General features: G+C 71.0%; 17 protein-coding genes. 10 read left to right on the forward strand and 7 right to left on the reverse strand.

The window, feature by feature from the left end; genetic code table 11:
- Window positions 1–204 precede the first annotated feature (204 nt).
- The 3 genes from AC069R_RS08885 (at window position 205) to AC069R_RS08895 (ending at window position 3,549) form a co-directional block, all read left to right on the forward strand.
- Window positions 205–1,317 carry a LacI family DNA-binding transcriptional regulator gene (locus AC069R_RS08885; RefSeq protein ID WP_397985092.1) on the forward strand — a complete coding sequence of 371 codons (1,113 nt, stop codon included), beginning with the start codon at window positions 205–207 and terminating at the stop codon, window positions 1,315–1,317.
- Between the two features lie 262 nt (window positions 1,318–1,579).
- Window positions 1,580–2,659, forward strand: a complete 1,080-nt coding sequence (locus tag AC069R_RS08890; RefSeq protein WP_478765790.1) for a metallophosphoesterase — start codon at window positions 1,580–1,582, stop codon at window positions 2,657–2,659.
- Between the two features lie 188 nt (window positions 2,660–2,847).
- Window positions 2,848–3,549 carry a hypothetical protein gene (locus tag AC069R_RS08895; RefSeq protein WP_478765792.1) on the forward strand — a complete coding sequence of 234 codons (702 nt, stop codon included), beginning with the start codon at window positions 2,848–2,850 and terminating at the stop codon, window positions 3,547–3,549.
- Window positions 3,550–3,630: 81 nt separating this feature from the next.
- Here the strand turns inward: AC069R_RS08895 and thiC are convergent, their stop codons facing one another.
- The gene (gene thiC / locus AC069R_RS08900) at window positions 3,631–5,415 is read right to left on the reverse strand and encodes a phosphomethylpyrimidine synthase ThiC (RefSeq protein ID WP_478765794.1); all 1,785 of its coding nucleotides are present in this window, start codon (window positions 5,413–5,415) and stop codon (window positions 3,631–3,633) included.
- A 240-nt stretch (window positions 5,416–5,655) separates the two neighbouring features.
- Here thiC and AC069R_RS08905 point away from each other — a divergent pair, with 240 nt between their 5' ends.
- A complete protein-coding gene (locus AC069R_RS08905) occupies window positions 5,656–7,176 on the forward strand; it encodes a YibE/F family protein (protein ID WP_478765796.1) in 1,521 nt (506 codons plus the stop codon).
- A 135-nt stretch (window positions 7,177–7,311) separates the two neighbouring features.
- Here the strand turns inward: AC069R_RS08905 and AC069R_RS08910 are convergent, their stop codons facing one another.
- The 4 genes from AC069R_RS08910 to AC069R_RS08925 form a co-directional block, all read right to left on the reverse strand.
- The gene (locus AC069R_RS08910) at window positions 7,312–7,749 is read right to left on the reverse strand and encodes an SsgA family sporulation/cell division regulator (RefSeq protein ID WP_397985087.1); all 438 of its coding nucleotides are present in this window, start codon (window positions 7,747–7,749) and stop codon (window positions 7,312–7,314) included.
- 98 nt (window positions 7,750–7,847) lie between these two features.
- Complete coding sequence (locus AC069R_RS08915; protein ID WP_478765798.1) at window positions 7,848–8,711, reverse strand: IclR family transcriptional regulator; 864 nt, start codon at window positions 8,709–8,711, stop codon at window positions 7,848–7,850.
- Window positions 8,712–8,910: 199 nt separating this feature from the next.
- Complete coding sequence (locus tag AC069R_RS08920; protein ID WP_397985085.1) at window positions 8,911–9,123, reverse strand: DUF5326 family protein; 213 nt, start codon at window positions 9,121–9,123, stop codon at window positions 8,911–8,913.
- Window positions 9,124–9,275: 152 nt separating this feature from the next.
- Entirely contained in the window at window positions 9,276–9,593 is a 318-nt protein-coding gene (locus AC069R_RS08925; RefSeq protein ID WP_159703016.1) for a cupin domain-containing protein, read from the reverse strand.
- A gap of 59 nt (window positions 9,594–9,652) precedes the next feature.
- Between AC069R_RS08925 and AC069R_RS08930 the strand changes: the two genes are divergently transcribed.
- From AC069R_RS08930 to AC069R_RS08955, 6 genes are all read left to right on the forward strand, one after another.
- Window positions 9,653–10,030 (forward strand): phage holin family protein, encoded by a 378-nt coding sequence (locus AC069R_RS08930; RefSeq protein ID WP_478765801.1) that lies wholly within the window; start codon window positions 9,653–9,655, stop codon window positions 10,028–10,030.
- Between the two features lie 6 nt (window positions 10,031–10,036).
- Complete coding sequence (locus AC069R_RS08935) at window positions 10,037–10,558, forward strand: low molecular weight protein-tyrosine-phosphatase (protein ID WP_478765803.1); 522 nt, start codon at window positions 10,037–10,039, stop codon at window positions 10,556–10,558.
- Entirely contained in the window at window positions 10,555–11,721 is a 1,167-nt protein-coding gene (locus AC069R_RS08940) for a cystathionine gamma-lyase (RefSeq protein WP_478765805.1), read from the forward strand. Before AC069R_RS08935 ends, AC069R_RS08940 begins: the two co-directional genes overlap by 4 nt.
- 230 nt (window positions 11,722–11,951) lie before the next feature.
- A complete protein-coding gene (locus AC069R_RS08945) occupies window positions 11,952–12,857 on the forward strand; it encodes a LysR family transcriptional regulator (RefSeq protein ID WP_478765807.1) in 906 nt (301 codons plus the stop codon).
- 81 nt (window positions 12,858–12,938) lie between these two features.
- On the forward strand, window positions 12,939–13,421 hold the full coding sequence (locus tag AC069R_RS08950; protein WP_397985079.1) for an NUDIX domain-containing protein: 483 nt from the start codon (window positions 12,939–12,941) through the stop codon (window positions 13,419–13,421).
- A gap of 88 nt (window positions 13,422–13,509) precedes the next feature.
- Window positions 13,510–14,376: a GNAT family N-acetyltransferase gene (locus AC069R_RS08955; RefSeq protein WP_478765809.1), complete on the forward strand. Its 867-nt coding sequence runs from the start codon at window positions 13,510–13,512 to the stop codon at window positions 14,374–14,376.
- Between the two features lie 68 nt (window positions 14,377–14,444).
- Here AC069R_RS08955 and AC069R_RS08960 read toward each other — a convergent pair whose 3' ends face one another.
- The gene (locus AC069R_RS08960; protein WP_478765811.1) at window positions 14,445–14,864 is read right to left on the reverse strand and encodes a GlcG/HbpS family heme-binding protein; all 420 of its coding nucleotides are present in this window, start codon (window positions 14,862–14,864) and stop codon (window positions 14,445–14,447) included.
- A 184-nt stretch (window positions 14,865–15,048) separates the two neighbouring features.
- The gene (locus tag AC069R_RS08965) at window positions 15,049–16,260 is read right to left on the reverse strand and encodes an MFS transporter (protein WP_478765813.1); all 1,212 of its coding nucleotides are present in this window, start codon (window positions 16,258–16,260) and stop codon (window positions 15,049–15,051) included.
- Window positions 16,261–16,311 lie beyond the last annotated feature (51 nt).

The raw sequence follows: 16,311 nt of genomic DNA on the forward strand, positions 1-16,311 counted from the left end.
CGTGCAGGTGAGTTGAGACCTCTTCGAAACATCGGACCATTGGCAGGCTCATACGTGCCGTTACGCTATCTCTTGCAAAGAAAGCGCCCAACTTCCTTGGATTCAGAGCCAGTTAGCGCATCTAAGCCATGCAGAAACGTGCCTGTCAACGAGTGCATATGCGTCCGCACTACCCCACCGCATGAGCCCTACTATCGGCTCGCCATGACAGCAGCAGGGAAGCACCAGGTGAGCCGCGCGGAAACCTCACGTCGAGGCAGCCGGCCGGGCCGGGCGGGCATCAGGGACGTGGCCGCCGCCGCCGGGGTCTCCATCACGACCGTCTCCGACGCCCTCAACGGCAAGGGCCGGCTCCCGGACGCCACCCGCCGCCATGTCCGCGAGGTCGCCGACCGGCTGGGGTACCGTCCCTCGGCCGCCGCCCGCACCCTCCGTACCGGCAAGTCGGGGCTGATCGGCCTGACCGTGACCACGTACGGGGATGAACCTTTCACCTTCACGGAGTTCGCGTACTTCGCCGAGATGGCGCGGGCCGCCACCTCGGCCGCGCTGGCACGGGGCTACGCCCTGGTCATCCTCCCCGCGACCTCCCGCCACGACGTGTGGTCCAACGTCGCCCTCGACGGCACCGTCGTCATCGACCCCTCCGACCAGGACCCGGTGGTGAGCGAGCTCGTCCGCCAGGGCCTGCCCGTCGTCTCCGACGGCCGCCCGGCCGGCGCGCTTCCGGTCACCGCCTGGGTGGACAACGACCACGAGGCCGCCGTCCTCGGCATCCTCGACCACCTCGCCGCCGCCGGCGCCCGCCGCATCGGCCTGCTCACGGGCACCTCGACCGACACGTACACCCATCTGTCGACCACGGCCTACCTGCACTGGTGCGAACGGGTCGGCCAGGACCCGGTCTACGAGTCCTACCCCGCCCACGACCCGTGCGCGGGCGCCGTCGCCGCCGACCGGCTGCTCGCCCGCCCCGACCGGCCCGACGCGGTCTACGGACTGTTCGACCCCAACGGCACCGATCTGCTCGCCGCCGCCCGCCGCTACGGGCTGCGCGTCCCGGACGACCTGCTGCTGGTGTGCTGCAGCGAGTCCACCGTGTACGCCAGCACCGAGCCGCCCGTCACCACGCTCTCCCTCAAGCCGCGCCGCATCGGCACGGCCGTCGTCCAGCTGCTCATCGACGCCATCGAGGGCGTGGAGTCGGAGCAGCCGGTCGAGCAGGTGATACCGACCGAACTGATCGTGCGCACCTCCTCCCAGCGGCGGCCCCCGCGCACGACGGTCAGCCCGCCCCGGACCCCGGACGACACGTAGGGCGCGGGCCGGGCGGTGGCGGCGGAGCCCGTCCGGCGGTGACGCCGCGCGGGCCGCACCGGGCCGGCGGCCCCCGGCCGTCGGCGAACACCTGCACAAACGGGACGAAAAACACGGCGAAGCGGAGTCTTGTTCCGATTCACCACCCCTGGGTCATCACATGGCGCGACGCGCATTCCTATGATGGGCCCACGACACCGCGGACCGCTGCGACCAGGCAGTCCGAAGCGGTGCAGCTGCGGCGCGATGGTGGAGGGGTCTGATGACTCAGGGGGCCGGTCAGGGACCCGAGGTGGAGCGGACGGCGACGCTGCGCGACTTCCGGGTGCCCGCGTACGTCCACGAGACCGGTCCGTACGTCCCCCACACCCAGCAGGACGAGACCGCGCCGCCCGCCGAGGAGTCGTACCCCGACGGGTACACACCCACCCAGCGCGATCTGCCCGTCGTCCACCGCGGCGACACGCTCCAGGTCCCCGTCGGCACGGCGCCCGCCGCGCCGGCCGCGGGCCCCGCGGCCGGCCCCGGACCGCTCTACGTCGTCGGCGATGTGCACGGCTACCTCGACGAACTGATGGCCGCCCTGCGGGAGCAGGGGCTGATCGACGAGGCGGGCCAGTGGTGCGCCGGCACCACCCGGCTGTGGTTCCTCGGCGACTTCACCGACCGCGGCCCGGACGGCATCGGCGTCATCGACCTGGTGATGCGGCTGTCCGCCGAGGCGGCCGCGGCCGGCGGCTACTGCAAGGCCCTCATGGGCAACCACGAACTGCTGCTGCTCGGTGCCAAGCGGTTCGGCGACACGCCCGTCAACTCCGGTGCGGGCACCGCCACCTTCCAGGCGGCCTGGCTGCTCAACGGCGGCCAGAAGACCGACATGGACCGCCTCCAGGACCACCATCTCCAGTGGATGGCCCGCCTCGACGCGCTGGAGGAGGTCGACGGCTATCTGCTGGTGCACTCCGACACCACCGCCTACCTCGACTACGGCGACTCGATCGAGGCCGTCAACGACACCGTCCGCGAACGGCTCACCCGCAACGACGCGGACGAGTGCTGGGACCTGTTCCGCAAGTTCACCAAGCGCTTCTCCTTCCGCGACGAGGGCGGTGCCGACGCCGTGCGCTCCCTGCTGGACACCTACGGCGGCACCCGGATCGTGCACGGCCACAGCCCCATCCCCTACCTGCTGGGCGAAGTGGGCTCCGAGGACGGCGGGGAGAGCGACGACCCGGTGGTCGAGGGTCCGCATGTCTACGCCGACGGGCTCGCCATCGCCATGGACGGCGGGGTGACCATGGCCGGAAAGCTGCTGGTGAGGCAACTCCCGCTGGAACACTGACCGTTCCTCCGGACGGCCCCGCCATACCGGAGTACGCGCAGGCCGGGACGCAATTTCCGGCAATCCCCTGTCACCACGCGCCGTCACGGCTCTACCATCGGCTTATCCGTAGCAGGCTCCCCTCCGTCTCTGCCCGACGGCTCGCCGCTGCGCGAGCCCCAAGCCCTACGGAGCATCGGGGGATGCACATGAACAGCCTTCCGCAGCACCTGCGGAGCGAGGACCGCCGGGAGTTCGAGCGGCTCCTCGACGAGGTTCTGCGCTCCGCACCACACCGACCGGAACTGGCCGCCGTGGGACAGCGGCTCAACCCCGCGCAACTGCGCACCATGGCCATCGCCGCCTCCGCACTCATCACGGCGGCCGCGGCCGCCGAGTACCAGCGCTATGTACGGATACGCGACGAACTGCGCCACCCCGAGCAGGCCCCGAGTGCGGCCGGTGCCGCGCCCGCCGAGCCGGACCCGGCCGCGGCGGACCTCGCCGCCGCGCACGGCGCGGGCGCGGTCGCGGTCGTCGCCGTCCTGGCGCCGCTCCTGTCCGCGACCGCGGCGGTGATATTCCTGCTCATCGGCTACATCCTGAGAACTCTGGACCCCGGACAGTCCTTCGCCGGCACCATGCTCACCGCCGGCTGGGTGTTCGGGGCCCTGACCGTGGCCGCGATCCTCGTCGCCGCCGCAGGGCTCCTCCTCACCGCCCTGCGCAACGGCTCCTCCCCCGAATCACGGGCCCGCGACGCCGCCGCCGAGGAGGTCGCCAGAGCCAGAACCGCCTGGGAAACCGCCCTCCTGGAACGCGGCATCATCCCCTTCCTCCAGGAGGCACTCGCCGACCACCCCCACTACTCCGGCTCCGACCACGCCGACCCGGAACGCCAGCCGGACTGATCCGACCAGGCGGGGGCCTGTGGCCCGACGAGGCACCGCTCCGGGACCGGTGGCCCGGCCGGAGCGGCGCCCACGCCCTCGTCAGTCCGCGATCGGCAGGTACACCCGGTTCCCCGCCTCGGCGAACTCCTTCGACTTCTGGGCCATGCCCTCCTCGATCTCGGCCCGGTTGCCGCCGTGTTCGCGGCGGATGTCCTGCGAGATCTTCATGCTGCAGAACTTCGGGCCGCACATGGAGCAGAAGTGGGCCGTCTTGGCGGGTTCGGCCGGAAGGGTCTCGTCGTGGAAGTCGCGGGCCGTGTCCGGGTCGAGGGCCAGGTTGAACTGGTCCTCCCAGCGGAACTCGAAGCGCGCGTCCGACAGCGCGTCGTCCCAGTCCTGCGCCCCCGGATGCCCCTTGGCGAGGTCGGCCGCGTGGGCGGCGATCTTGTAGGTGATGACGCCGGTCTTGACGTCGTCCCGGTTGGGCAGGCCCAGGTGTTCCTTCGGCGTGACGTAGCAGAGCATCGCCGTGCCCCACCAGGCGATCATCGCGGCGCCGATGCCGGAGGTGATGTGGTCGTACGCCGGTGCGATGTCCGTGGTCAGCGGGCCGAGCGTGTAGAACGGGGCCTCGTCGCAGATCTCCTGCTGGAGGTCGATGTTCTCCTTGATCTTGTGCATCGGGACATGACCGGGGCCCTCGATCATCGTCTGCACGTTCAACCGCCGGGCGATCCGGCCGAGTTCCCCGAGCGTGCGCAGCTCCGCGAACTGGGCCTCGTCGTTGGCGTCCGCGATGGAGCCGGGCCGCAGTCCGTCGCCCAGCGAGTACGTGACGTCGTAGGCGGCGAGGATCTCGCACAGCTCCTCGAAGTTCTCGTACAGGAACGACTCCTTGTGGTGCGCCAGGCACCACGCGGCCATGATGGAGCCGCCCCGCGAGACGATGCCGGTCTTGCGGTTGGCCGTGAGCGGCACGAACGGCAGCCGCACGCCCGCGTGGACGGTCATGTAGTCCACGCCCTGCTCGGCCTGCTCGATGACGGTGTCCTTGTAGATCTCCCAGGTCAGCTCCTCGGCCCTGCCGTCAACCTTCTCCAGCGCCTGGTACAGCGGCACCGTGCCGATGGGGACGGGGGAGTTGCGCAGCACCCACTCGCGGGTGGTGTGGATGTTGCGGCCGGTGGAGAGGTCCATGACCGTGTCGGCACCCCAGCGGGTCGCCCAGGTCATCTTCTCCACCTCCTCCTCGATGGACGAGGTCACCGCGGAGTTGCCGATGTTGGCGTTCACCTTCACCAGGAACCGCTTGCCGATGATCATCGGCTCGATCTCCGGGTGGTTGACGTTGGCCGGCAGCACCGCCCGGCCCGCCGCGATCTCCTCGCGCACCACCTCGGGGGAGACGTTCTCCCGAAGGGCCACGAACTCCATCTCCGGCGTGATCTCGCCCTGGCGTGCGTACGCGAGCTGCGTCACCGCCTGTCCGCCACGGCCCCGGCGCGGCTGGCGCGGACGGCCCGGAAAGACCGCGTCCAGGTTCCGCAGCCCGCCGCGCGGCGAGGTGTGCTTGATCCCGTCGTCCTCGGGACGGACGGGACGGCCCGCGTACTCCTCGGTGTCGCCACGGGCGATGATCCAGTTCTCCCGCAGCGGCGCCAGCCCCCGGCGGACGTCGGTGTCGACGAGCTGATCGGTGTACGGGCCCGACGTGTCGTACAGCGTGACCGACTGCCCGTTGGTGAGGTGCACCTGACGGACCGGCACGCGCAGGTCGGGGCGTGAGCCCTCGACGTACGCCTTGTGCCAGCCGATGGACTTCCCGGCCTCCGAGGACATGTCGTCCTGGGCGGAGGCAGGCGTGCGTGCGTCCTTGTTGGTCATGAGACCTACTCCCTACGCCGGCATTACCCGGTAACAGGTTCGGCGGTCGACGCAGCGGTTTCCGTCGTCCGAGGTCTCTCGGGGAACTCGCATGTTCCACGTGAAACATCGCTCTACGGAGGTCAGCGCCCTCTCAGCCCGGTGCTCCGAGCTCCCGCGTGTGCAAAGGTGTCTCCACGCTAGCGTCATCCGTGACGCGATGAACAGTGGGCCCTCCCCGCTTCTTGCGATGATCTGGCGATGACCCGGATGGACGAGCACCCGTACCAGCCGCCCGGCCCGCGCCGGCCCGACGGCTCTCAGCCCATGAGCCAGGCCCACCGCCACGACCACGGCCACGCGCGCGCCCCGGCCCAGAGCCCGGCTCCGGCCCACGAACAGGGCCACGGACAGGGACAGGGACAGGGGCACGGGCACGGTCGGGGGCACGGACAGGAGCAGAGGCAGGGGCACAGCGCCGGTCACGGGCACGGGCACGGTCACAGCCATGGGCCCGCCGCGCCCGTCTCCCGGCATCTGCGCAAGGTGATCGCGGCGATCCTCGTCCCGTTCACCGCGGCGGTCGTGGTCGGTCTGGTGGTGCTCTGGCCCGGTGGCGCCCCCTCGCACAAGCACAGCGGCGTCGGCTTCGACCGGCAGACCCAACAGGCCACCGTCACCCGTGTGGTCGAGGTGAGCTGCGCCTCGGTGAGCGCGGGCGGCGGGGCACCGAGCGGTGATGCCTCCGGTGGCGCCCCGGCGGGTCAGCGGTCCGGCGGCACCTGCAAGAAGGCGACGGTCCGGGTCGACACCGGCAAGGACAAGGGCCGTACGTTCACCGAGATCGTGCAGCCCGACCAGCCCCGGCAGCTGCGCCAGGGCGAGCAGGTCATCGCCGCCTACGAGCCCACCGCGCCCAAGGACCTCCAGTACTCGGTCGCCGATGTGAACCGCAAGTTCCCCATGGCGCTGCTCGCGGGCGTCTTCGCACTCGCCGTCGTGGTGGTGGGCCGGCTGCGCGGTGTCATGGCCCTCGTGGCGCTGGCGGTGAGCTTCCTGGTGCTGAACCAGTTCATCCTGCCCGCGATCCTCCAGGGCTCCAACCCCCTGCTGGTGGCGGTGATCGGGTCGAGCGCCATCATGCTGATCGCCCTGTACATGTGCCACGGCCTGTCGGCGCGTACGTCGGTGGCGGTGCTCGGCACGCTGATCTCGCTGACCCTGATCGGTCTGCTCGGCTCGGTGTTCATCGGCTGGGCCGCCCTGACCGGCAACACCGACGACAGCACCGGTCTGATCCACGGGCTGTACCCGAAGATCGATATGAGCGGTCTGCTGCTGGCCGGTGTCATCATCGGATCGCTCGGCGTCCTGGACGATGTGACGGTCACCCAGACCTCCGCCGTATGGGAGCTGCACGAGGCCAACCCCACGATGGGCCCGCGCGGTCTGTACCGGGCCGTCATCCGCATCGGCCGCGACCACATCGCGTCCGTCGTCAACACCCTCGTGCTCGCCTATGCGGGTGCCGCGCTGCCGTTGCTGCTGCTGTTCTCCATCGCGCAGAGCAGCGTGGGGACGGTGGCCAACAGCGAGCTGGTGGCCGAGGAGATCGTGCGCACCCTGGTGGGCTCCATCGGTCTGGTCGCCTCGGTCCCGGTCACCACCGCGCTCGCCGCCCTGGTGGTGGCGGCCGATCGCAGCACCCCGGACCCGGAGACCTCCGCCGGTACCCGGCCCCTGCCGGCTCGCGGCGGCCGGGGGCGGCGCCGGAAGCGGTGAGGCGGGGCGGGCTGCCCGGCCTGCCCTGGCCAGCCTGTCCGGCCCCGTCCAGCAGGGTGCGGAAACTTTTGAAGAAGCGTTCCTGCAAAGCCCCGTACCACCGAGCGGAGCGTCCGCGCTCCGTCCCGCGGTGTCTCAGCCCGCGCTCTGCTCCTCGGCCAGAATGCGGTCCAGTGCCTCGTCCAGATGCGTGTCGAAGTCGGCGAGCGCGCCCTCCTGCCCGAGCGGCACCAGCTTGTCCGTGCGATCGAGGAAGGCCACGAGCGGCGACGCCGACGAGCGGAACAGGGCCTGGTCGCCGCCGACCTGAAGCCGGATCAGTACCTCGCCCAGCACCTCGGTCTCGACCGGGGAGATCCGCACATCCCCTTCCCCGCACGGACGTCCGACGCCGTCGATCAGCAGTTCCCGGCCGAAGACCCAGGTGACCGGGGCATCGCCGGGCAGATGGAAGGTGAGCCGCACGGCGTAGGGATCGCCGGTCTCGTAGCGCAACTCCACCGGAATGCGGAAGGAGAGCTCCTCCGAGACGAGAAAGCTCATCATGACCTCTGCCTGTACGGACTCGCGCATCGCCTACCCCGTCATATGACATCGACTGGCCGGGTTTGATCCCTCTGACCGTGGTAAATCTTGCTGAAAGTACACGGTGGATCACAAGGAGTAAGTTTTCAGATGCTGATAGAGAGGGTCAGGGATCCCAGATGCCGTCCGATCTCCGTCTGCAGCCGCTGGGCCGCGGGCAGCAGCCGGTCGGCCTGATGGGCCGGGAGGGAGATGGCCACGGTGGCCGCGGTCGTGCCGACCGTGATGGGTACCGCCGCGCAGACCGTGCCCAGCGCGTACTCCTGGCGCTCCGTCACCGTCTCCATGCGCCCCACCCGCGCCAGCCGGCGCAGCAGGGCGTCGCTGTCCCGCACGGTGTAGGGCGTGAGGCCCTGGACCGGATAGCGGGCGAGATGGTCCTGCCGGGCGCCCTCGTCCAGCTGGGAGAGCAGGCACTGCCCGATGGCGTGCGCGTGCCCGGTCTCGCGGAAGTCGGCCCACTCCTCGGCCGCGGGTGACTCACGGGAGTCGGCGACGCACAGAACCTCGATCTCTCCGTCCCGGTACATCGCGTAGTACATCGGGGCGCCGATGGAATCGCGCCAGTGCGCGAGCGTCTCCGCGACCCTGCCGCGACGTTTCTCCCGTGCCCCGCTGCTGCTCAGCAGTTCGGCCGCGTCACCGAGGTAGAAGAGGCCCTTGTCGCGGCGCAGATAGCCCTCGTGCACCAGGGTGCGCAGCAGGTGGTAGGTGGTGGGCAGGGCCAGGCCGGTGGCGCGGGCGAGTTGCTTGGCGGGGGCACCGTACGGATGGGCCGCGACGGTCTCCAGCAGCCGCATGGCGCGCTGTACGGAGCCGATGAGGGTGGTCGTGGGGGCCGGCTGCGGCGGGACGGCCATCCCGGACGGCCGCCGGGCGGGAGGGGTGCGGGGGCGGGGCTGGGCGGGGAGTGGGGGGGTTTTCGCCGGTGCGGTGTCGACCGTGGCCAAGGGTTACTCCGGAAGCGCGAGGGGGCAGCCCGTGCGTGGGCGGGGAGCACGGAGGGGGTTCTGCGCCACCCACGGGGCCGCACCCCGCGGGAGTTCCGGACTCTAACCGCCCGCCACCGCGTGCGGCCGGGCTCATGGGGAAACTTCCCTCCCCCGAGGGAACCGGCACCCCCTTACCGGTCACCGGCTCCCGCGTGCCTCACCAGTCGCCGTGGGAGGAGGAGTTGGACATGAACTTGCGCACGATGTAGATCAGGCCGCCGACCAGGGCCACGAAGACCAGCGCCTTGAACAGCAGGCCGATCACGAATCCGACGATGCTCGCTATCAGGCCGCCGAACACGACCAGGGCGATGACCGGCACCGCGACCCACTTCACCCACCACGGCAGTCCCGCGAAGATCCCTCGCATGGCCCTCGTCCTTCTCGTCTCGTGCGTACGTGTACGTCGCGTACGGTCTCGATGTCCTGCACTCGATGCTAGAGCCGCGGGAGGGGCCCACGGGGGCCGCGCAGCCCTTGTCCTCCCCTGAACCGTCCCCTAGGGAACCCGGAGAGCGACCCTCACGCCTCGGGTGGAGAGAAGACGACGAGAACCCTCAGATCCTCGCTGATGTGGTGGAACTTGTGGGCGACACCCGCGGGCACGTACACCACGCTGCCCCGCGCCACCTCGGTCGTCTCCAGGCCGACGGTGATCGACGCCCGGCCGCTGACGACGAAGTACACCTCGTCCTGCTTGTGCGGCTGCTGCGGGTCGTGCGCGCCCGCGTCGAGGGCGTAGAGGCCGACCGACATGTTCCGCTCCCGCAGGAACTGAAGATAGGCACCCTCGTTGGCGGCGCGCTCCGCCTCCAGGTCGTCCAGCCGGAATGCCTTCATCCGCTTCGTCGCCCTCGCCTCACTGCTCGCTGCCGATCCGGTCTGCCACGATCAGACACATGAAGAATTTCGTAGTCAAGACGATCGTGAACGCGGGCGCCCTCGCGGTGGCGGTCTGGCTCCTCGACAAGATCACGCTGACCGGAGCGAGCACCGCCAAGAAGGCCGGCACGCTGATCGTCGTGGCGCTGATCTTCGGCCTGGTGAACTCGCTGGTCAAGCCGGTCCTGAAGGTGCTCACCTTCCCGTTGTTCATTCTGACCCTGGGCTTGATCACCCTGGTCGTCAACGCGCTGATGCTGCTGCTGACATCCTGGGTGTGCGGCAAGCTCCAGTTGAGCTTCCACGTGCAGGGCTTCTGGACGGCCGTGCTCGGCGGTCTGATCATCTCGGTGGTCTCCTGGGCCCTGCACATGATCCTGCCGGACGAGGACTGAGCCTTCATGACCTACCGCGTCTGCTTCGTGTGCACCGGCAACATCTGCCGTTCCCCGATGGCCGAGCACGTCTTCCGCGCGCGGGTCGCGGAGGCCGGGCTGGCGGATCTGGTGGAGATCGACAGCGCGGGCACCGGCGGCTGGCACGAGGGCGAGGCCGCCGACCCGCGCACCGTCGCCGTCCTCCAGGACCGCGGCTACGACTGCGACCACATCGCACGCCGGTTCCAGCCGTCCTGGTTCGCCCGCCGGGACCTCGTGATCGCCCTCGACGCCGGTCATCTGCGGGCCCTGCGCCGCCTTGCGCCCACCGCGGACGACGCGCGCAAGGTCCGCCTGCTGCGCGCGTACGCCCACTGGTCGCCCGGCGCCCTCGCACCGGACGAGCCGCCGGGCGGCGACCTCGACGTGCCGGACCCGTACTACGGCGGGCCGGAGGGCTTCGAGGAATGCCTTGAGATGGTGGAGGAGGCGAGCGCCGGTCTGCTCGCCGCCGTACGGGAGCACCTCAAGGGACGGGCCGCATGAGCGACGCAACCATGGACGGGGGTCCCGGCGGGGAGGCGCCGGTGGGCGACGGCACGCGTGCGGTGCGGGCCGGGCTGCCCGAGCCGGTCAAGCACGAGCCGACGCTGCCCGGCCCCGTGTTCGCCGCGCACTTCCATCTGCCGGGCGAGGTGACCGGGCCGTATTCCTACGGCCGTGACGACAACCCCACCTGGACGCTGCTGGAGAACGCCATCGGCGAGCTGGAGGCGCCCGGACGGGAGGATGTCGAGACGCTGGTGTTCGCCTCCGGCATGGCCGCGATCTCCGCCGTGCTGTTCTCCCAGCTGCGCGCCGGGGACGCGGTGGTGCTGCCGTCCGACGGCTACCAGGCGCTGCCGCTGGTCCGCGCCCAGCTGGAGGCGTACGGCGTCGAGGTGCGCACCGCGCCCACCGGCCGGGACGCCCAGCTGGAGGTCCTGGAGGGGGCCAGGCTGCTGTGGATCGAGTCCCCGTCGAATCCGGGGCTCGATGTCTGCGACATCCGGCGGCTGGCGGTCGCGGCGCACGCCCAGGGCACCCTGGTGGCCGTCGACAACACCCTCGCCACCCCGCTCGGCCAGCGCCCGCTTGCCCTGGGCGCCGATTTCACCGTGGCCAGCGGCACCAAGCAGCTCACCGGGCACGGCGACGTCCTCCTCGGGTACGTGGCCGGCCGCGATGCCGGGGCGATGGCCGCCGTACGCCGCTGGCGCAAGATCGTCGGAGCGATCTCCGGGCCGATGGAGGCATGGCTCGCGCACCGTTCCATCGCCACGCTCCAGCTGCGCGTCGACCGGCAGAACGCCACCGCGCTCGCCGTCGCCGAGGCCCTGCGGCAGCGGCCGGAGGTCACCGGTCTGCGCTATCCGGGGCTGCCGGATGACCCCGCGCACCAGACCGCCTCGCGGCAGATGCGCCGCTACGGCTGCGTCGTGTCGTTCACGCTGCCCACCCGTGCGCGCGCCGAGCGCTTCCTCGCCGCGCTGCGCCTGGTGGAGGACGCGACGAGCTTCGGCGGGGTGCGCTCCACGGCCGAGCGGCGCGGCCGCTGGGGCGGAGACGCCGTCCCGGAGGGCTTCATACGGATGTCCGTCGGCGCGGAGGACCCCGAGGACCTGGTGGCGGACGTCCTGCGCGCCCTGGACAAGTCGGCGGAGGAGTAACCGGCCGGGGCGGCTCCGGGCAGTGCCGTACGGCCCGATGTCGTACGACGGTCCGAGCCTCCCCCCTCGTGGCTCGGACCGTCTCCGGTTCCGTTTGCGAAGAACCGTGCCATCCAGGCTAGTTGACTCTCTGTCAGTGTCCAATCACGCTAGCGACAGGGGCCTATCGACATATTTATAGTTGACGCCTGCCGGGGCCGGCCGAAGGCGGGGGCAGGGGAGGGCATGCCATGGATCTGGCCTTGCTGCGCACCTTTGTCACCGTGCACCGGGCCGGCTCCTTCACCCGCGCCGCGGCCCTGCTCGGCCTCTCCCAGCCCGCCGTCACCTCGCAGATCCGCACCCTGGAACGCCAGCTGGGCAAGCCCCTCTTCCTGCGCCAGGCGCGCGGGGTCACCCCGACCACCATCGGCGACGAACTCGCGCACAAGGCCGCGCCCCACCTCGACGCGCTGGTGGAGATAGCCGAGGGCCCACTCGACGACGAGTCCTCGCCGACGACGCTGCACCTGGCAGGGCCCCCGGAGTTCACCGCCGAACGGGCCCTGCCCGCCCTCGCCGAACTGGCCGGAGAGGGCCACCGGAGCTTCGCGCTGCGCGCCTCTTTCGGGACCCCGGACGAGGTTCTGGAGGGGCTCGCGGCCGGCCACCACGACCTGGCCATCAGCGCCGCCCGGCCGCGCGGCGCCCTGTTCACCGCGACACCGCTCTGCGACGAGGAGCATGTACTGGTCGCCGCTCCCCGCTGGGCGGAGCACCTCGACCCGGACGCGTTACGGCTGAAGGGAGCGCCCGCTCTTCAGGATGTGCCCGTGGTCGACGTCCACGAGTCGCTGCCGTTCGTCTCCCGGTACTGGGCCTCCGTCTTCGATGCCCGCCCCGCCGCCCCCGGCACGGTCGTCGCCCCCGATCTGCGGGCCGTGCTCGCCTGTGCGAGCGCGGGCGCGGGTCTGGCCGTACTGCCCCGCTATCTCTGCGCACCGGCCCTCGACCGGCGCGCGGTCGTGGCCCTGCACGACCCGGCGGTGCCGCCGCTGCGCACCTATTTCCTGGTGGTCCGCACGGGCACGCTCGCCCTGCCGCCCGTGGCCCGCGCCCATGAAGGGCTGCTGCGTGCGGCCGCGGGGTGGGGCTGACGCGCTCGCGGCCACGGAGCGCGGACAACCAGTTCCGCTTTGCGATGTTTCACGTGGAACCAACCGGGCCACATTTCTCCCATGACCGTCCGACCCGTGGTCAAGCGCACCGCCCGCGCCGTTCTGCTGGACGGTGACGACCTGATCCTGATCAAGCGCACCAAGCCCGGTGTCGATCCCTACTGGGTGACTCCCGGAGGCGGGGTCGAACCCGGAGACTCGACCGTCGTGGACGCCCTCCACCGGGAGGTGTACGAGGAACTGGGCGCCAAGATCAGCGACGTGGTGCCGTGTTTCGTGGACACCGTGGAGCACATCGGTGAGGACGGCGGCGCGACCGGCGTGAAGGTGCAGCACTTCTTCGTCTGCCGGCTGGAGTCCATGGACCCGTCCCTGCGCCATGGCCCCGAGGTGGAGGAACCGGCCGGTGAGTACGAGATCGTCCGCGTCCCGTTCACCCGCGTCGGCATCGCGTCCGTCCATCTCGTCCCGCTGTCGCTGCGGCACTATCTGGACGGCAACATCGAGGGCGTGCGGGCCATGCACGCTCCCGATCTGGGATAGGGGTCGCCTCCCGCCGGGTGGCCGACGGGGCGATGTTTCACGTGAAACCGATGGACGCCGGGGGGTTGCTTCGGACAGCCTGACGTGCGTGCCAACTCCTTCCCTCGACGCACTGCCCATCCGTCGTCTGACGCTGCGCGATCTCACTGCCTGCGCCGACCTGTCCGAGGACCGGGGGTGGCCACGCGAAGAACACAAGTGGGGCTTCCTCCTCACCGCTGGCCGGGGCTTCGGTATCGACGACCCGCAGGGCGGTCTCGTCGCCGCGTGCGTCATCACCGAGTACGGCTCCTGGGGGCGGCCCGAGCTCGGCGCCGTCGGCATGGTCCTGGTCGCCGAGCGCCACGCCCGCCGGGGTGTCGGACGCCGCTTGATGCGGCATGTGGTGTCCGTCATGGACGGCACCCCGCTGACCCTGTACGCCACGGAGAGCGGCCGTCCCCTGTACGAGGAGCTGGGCTTCAAGGTGACGGGACGGGCGGAGATGCTCAGGGGTCGTTTCACCCCCGGCGGCCCGGACCTCGGGATGAAGACGCGGGCCGCCACCGCGGAGGATCTCCCCGCGATGCTGCGGCTGGACGAGGAGGTGTTCGGCGCCGACCGGACACCGCTCATCGCGCGGCTGCCCGCCTTCGCGGACCAGCTGCGGGTGGCCGAGGAGGACGGCCGGATCACCGGATACGCGGCCGCGTGGCCCACCATGGACACCCATGTCGTCGGCCCGCTGATCGCCCGCGACACGGAGACCGCACAGGCGCTCATCGCCTCGCTGGCGGCCGGCACGGACCGCCCCCTGCGCACCGACATCGACGTACGCCACGAGGACCTGCGGGCCTGGGCCAAGGCTCGGGGCCTGGCCTCGGTGACGTACAACTCCGTGATGACCTACGGCATCCCCGAGCTTCCGGGCGACTGGACGCGCCGGTTCGCCCCGCTGACGGTCGCCGCCGGCTGAGACGTCGTACGACACCGGCAGGCCCCGTCGCTCGAAGCGGCGGGGCCTGCCGGTTGCGGACGGTGTGATCAGGCGAGGGCCCCTACGGCCGCGGCGGCGAAGCCATGGTCCTGCTGCGGGGTGCCGCCGCCGACACCGACCGCGCCGATCAGCCGGCCGTCGCGGTGGACGGGGACTCCGCCCGCGATGAACAGCAGCGGCCGGTCGAGGGCCGTGGGCAGGGTGTGGAAGAGGCCGCCGGGCTGGACGGCGTCGACCAGGTCGGCCGTGGGGGCGTTCAGCTGGAGCGCGGTGTAGGCCTTGCGGGTGCTGGTCTCGCCGGAGATCAGCACTGCCTGGTCGTCCCGGCGGAAGGCGAGCAGATGGCCGCCGGCGTCCAGGACGGTGACGCTGACGGTGACTCCCGCCTCCTCGGCCGCCCGGCGGGCCGTGGCGACGAGCAGTTCGGCGTCCTCGGTGGTGAGCGGGGCGACGGCGGTGGTGGTCATGGAAGGTTCTCCTCGGTGGTGCTGTGGGGGTGTCGCTGTGCGGGGGGCCGCACAGCGGTTCGGTGCGGTGGCCGCGAGCCGTGGTTTGGTGACCGCGAGCAGTGGTTCGGTGGCTGCGGGCACGGTGGTGCGGTTGCTGCGGGCCGTGGTGCGGTGCGGGTGGGCGGGCCCTGGTCCGGGTGGCTCAGTGGTGGACGGCGGTGTGCCGCTCGGCGGGCGCGCCGGAGGCGGCCACGGTGCTGCCGTGCGGAGCGTCGCGGCGCTCCAGGGCGGCCGAGAGGACGGCCAGGACCAGGGCGGCCGCGGCGAGCGCGGCGCCGACCCAGTTGGGGGCCGTGTAGCCGAGGCCGGCCGAGATCACCAGACCGCCGAGCCAGGCGGAGAGGGCGTTGCCCAGGTTGAAGGCGCCGATGTTCACGGCCGAAGCGAGCGTCGGGGCGCCGTGGGCGTGGTCGAGGACGCGCTTCTGCAGCGGCGGGACGGTGGCGAAGCCGAGGGCGCCGATCAGGGCGATGGTCACGGCGGCCGCGATCTTGTTGTGGGCGGTCAGGGTGAAGAGGGCGAGGACGACGGCCAGGGCGCCGAGCGAGATGTAGAGCATGGGCATCAGGGCGCGGTCCGCGAACCTGCCGCCGACGAGGTTGCCGCCGACCATGCCGAGTCCGAACAGGACCAGCAGCCAGGTGACCGAGCTGTCGGCGAAGCCGGTGACATGGGTCATCATCGGCGCGATGTAGGTGACGGCCGCGAAGACGCCGCCGAAGCCGAGGACGGTCATCGCCATGGCGAGCAGGACCTGGGCATTCTTGAAGGCGGCCAGCTCGTGGCGCAGGTGGACGCCCTCGGGCCGGGGCAGGTCGGGCACGAGTTTGGCGACGCCGGCGAGGCCGACGACACCGAGCGCGGCCACCACCGCGAAGGTCACACGCCAGCCGGCGTGCTGGCCGATCAGCGTGCCCATCGGGACGCCGACGACATTGGCGACCGTCAGACCGGTGAACATCATGGCGATGGCGCCGGCCTTCTTCTGGGGCGCGACCAGCTCGGCCGCGACGACCGAACCGATGCCGAAGAAGGCGCCGTGGGAGAACGAGGCGACCACCCGTCCAATCACCACGACCGCGAACGCGGGGGCGAGGGCGGACAGCAGGTTTCCGGCGATGAAAAGGCCCATCAGCAGCATCAGCATCCGCTTGCGCGGGATCTTGGTGCCGAGCACGGTCATCAGCGGGGCCCCGATGGCCACGCCGAGCGCGTAGCCGGTCACGAGCAGGCCGGCCGTGGGGATGGAGACGCCGAAGTCGCCTGCGACCTCGGGCAGCAAGCCCATGATCACGAACTCGGTGGTGCCGATTCCGAAGGCCCCGATCGCGAGGGCCAGAAGCGCGAGAGGCATGTGGGGTACACCTTCCCAGACGATTGCGTGAGCGCTTTACGAGCAATGACA

The organism is Streptomyces sp. NPDC043952, from assembly GCF_056435325.1.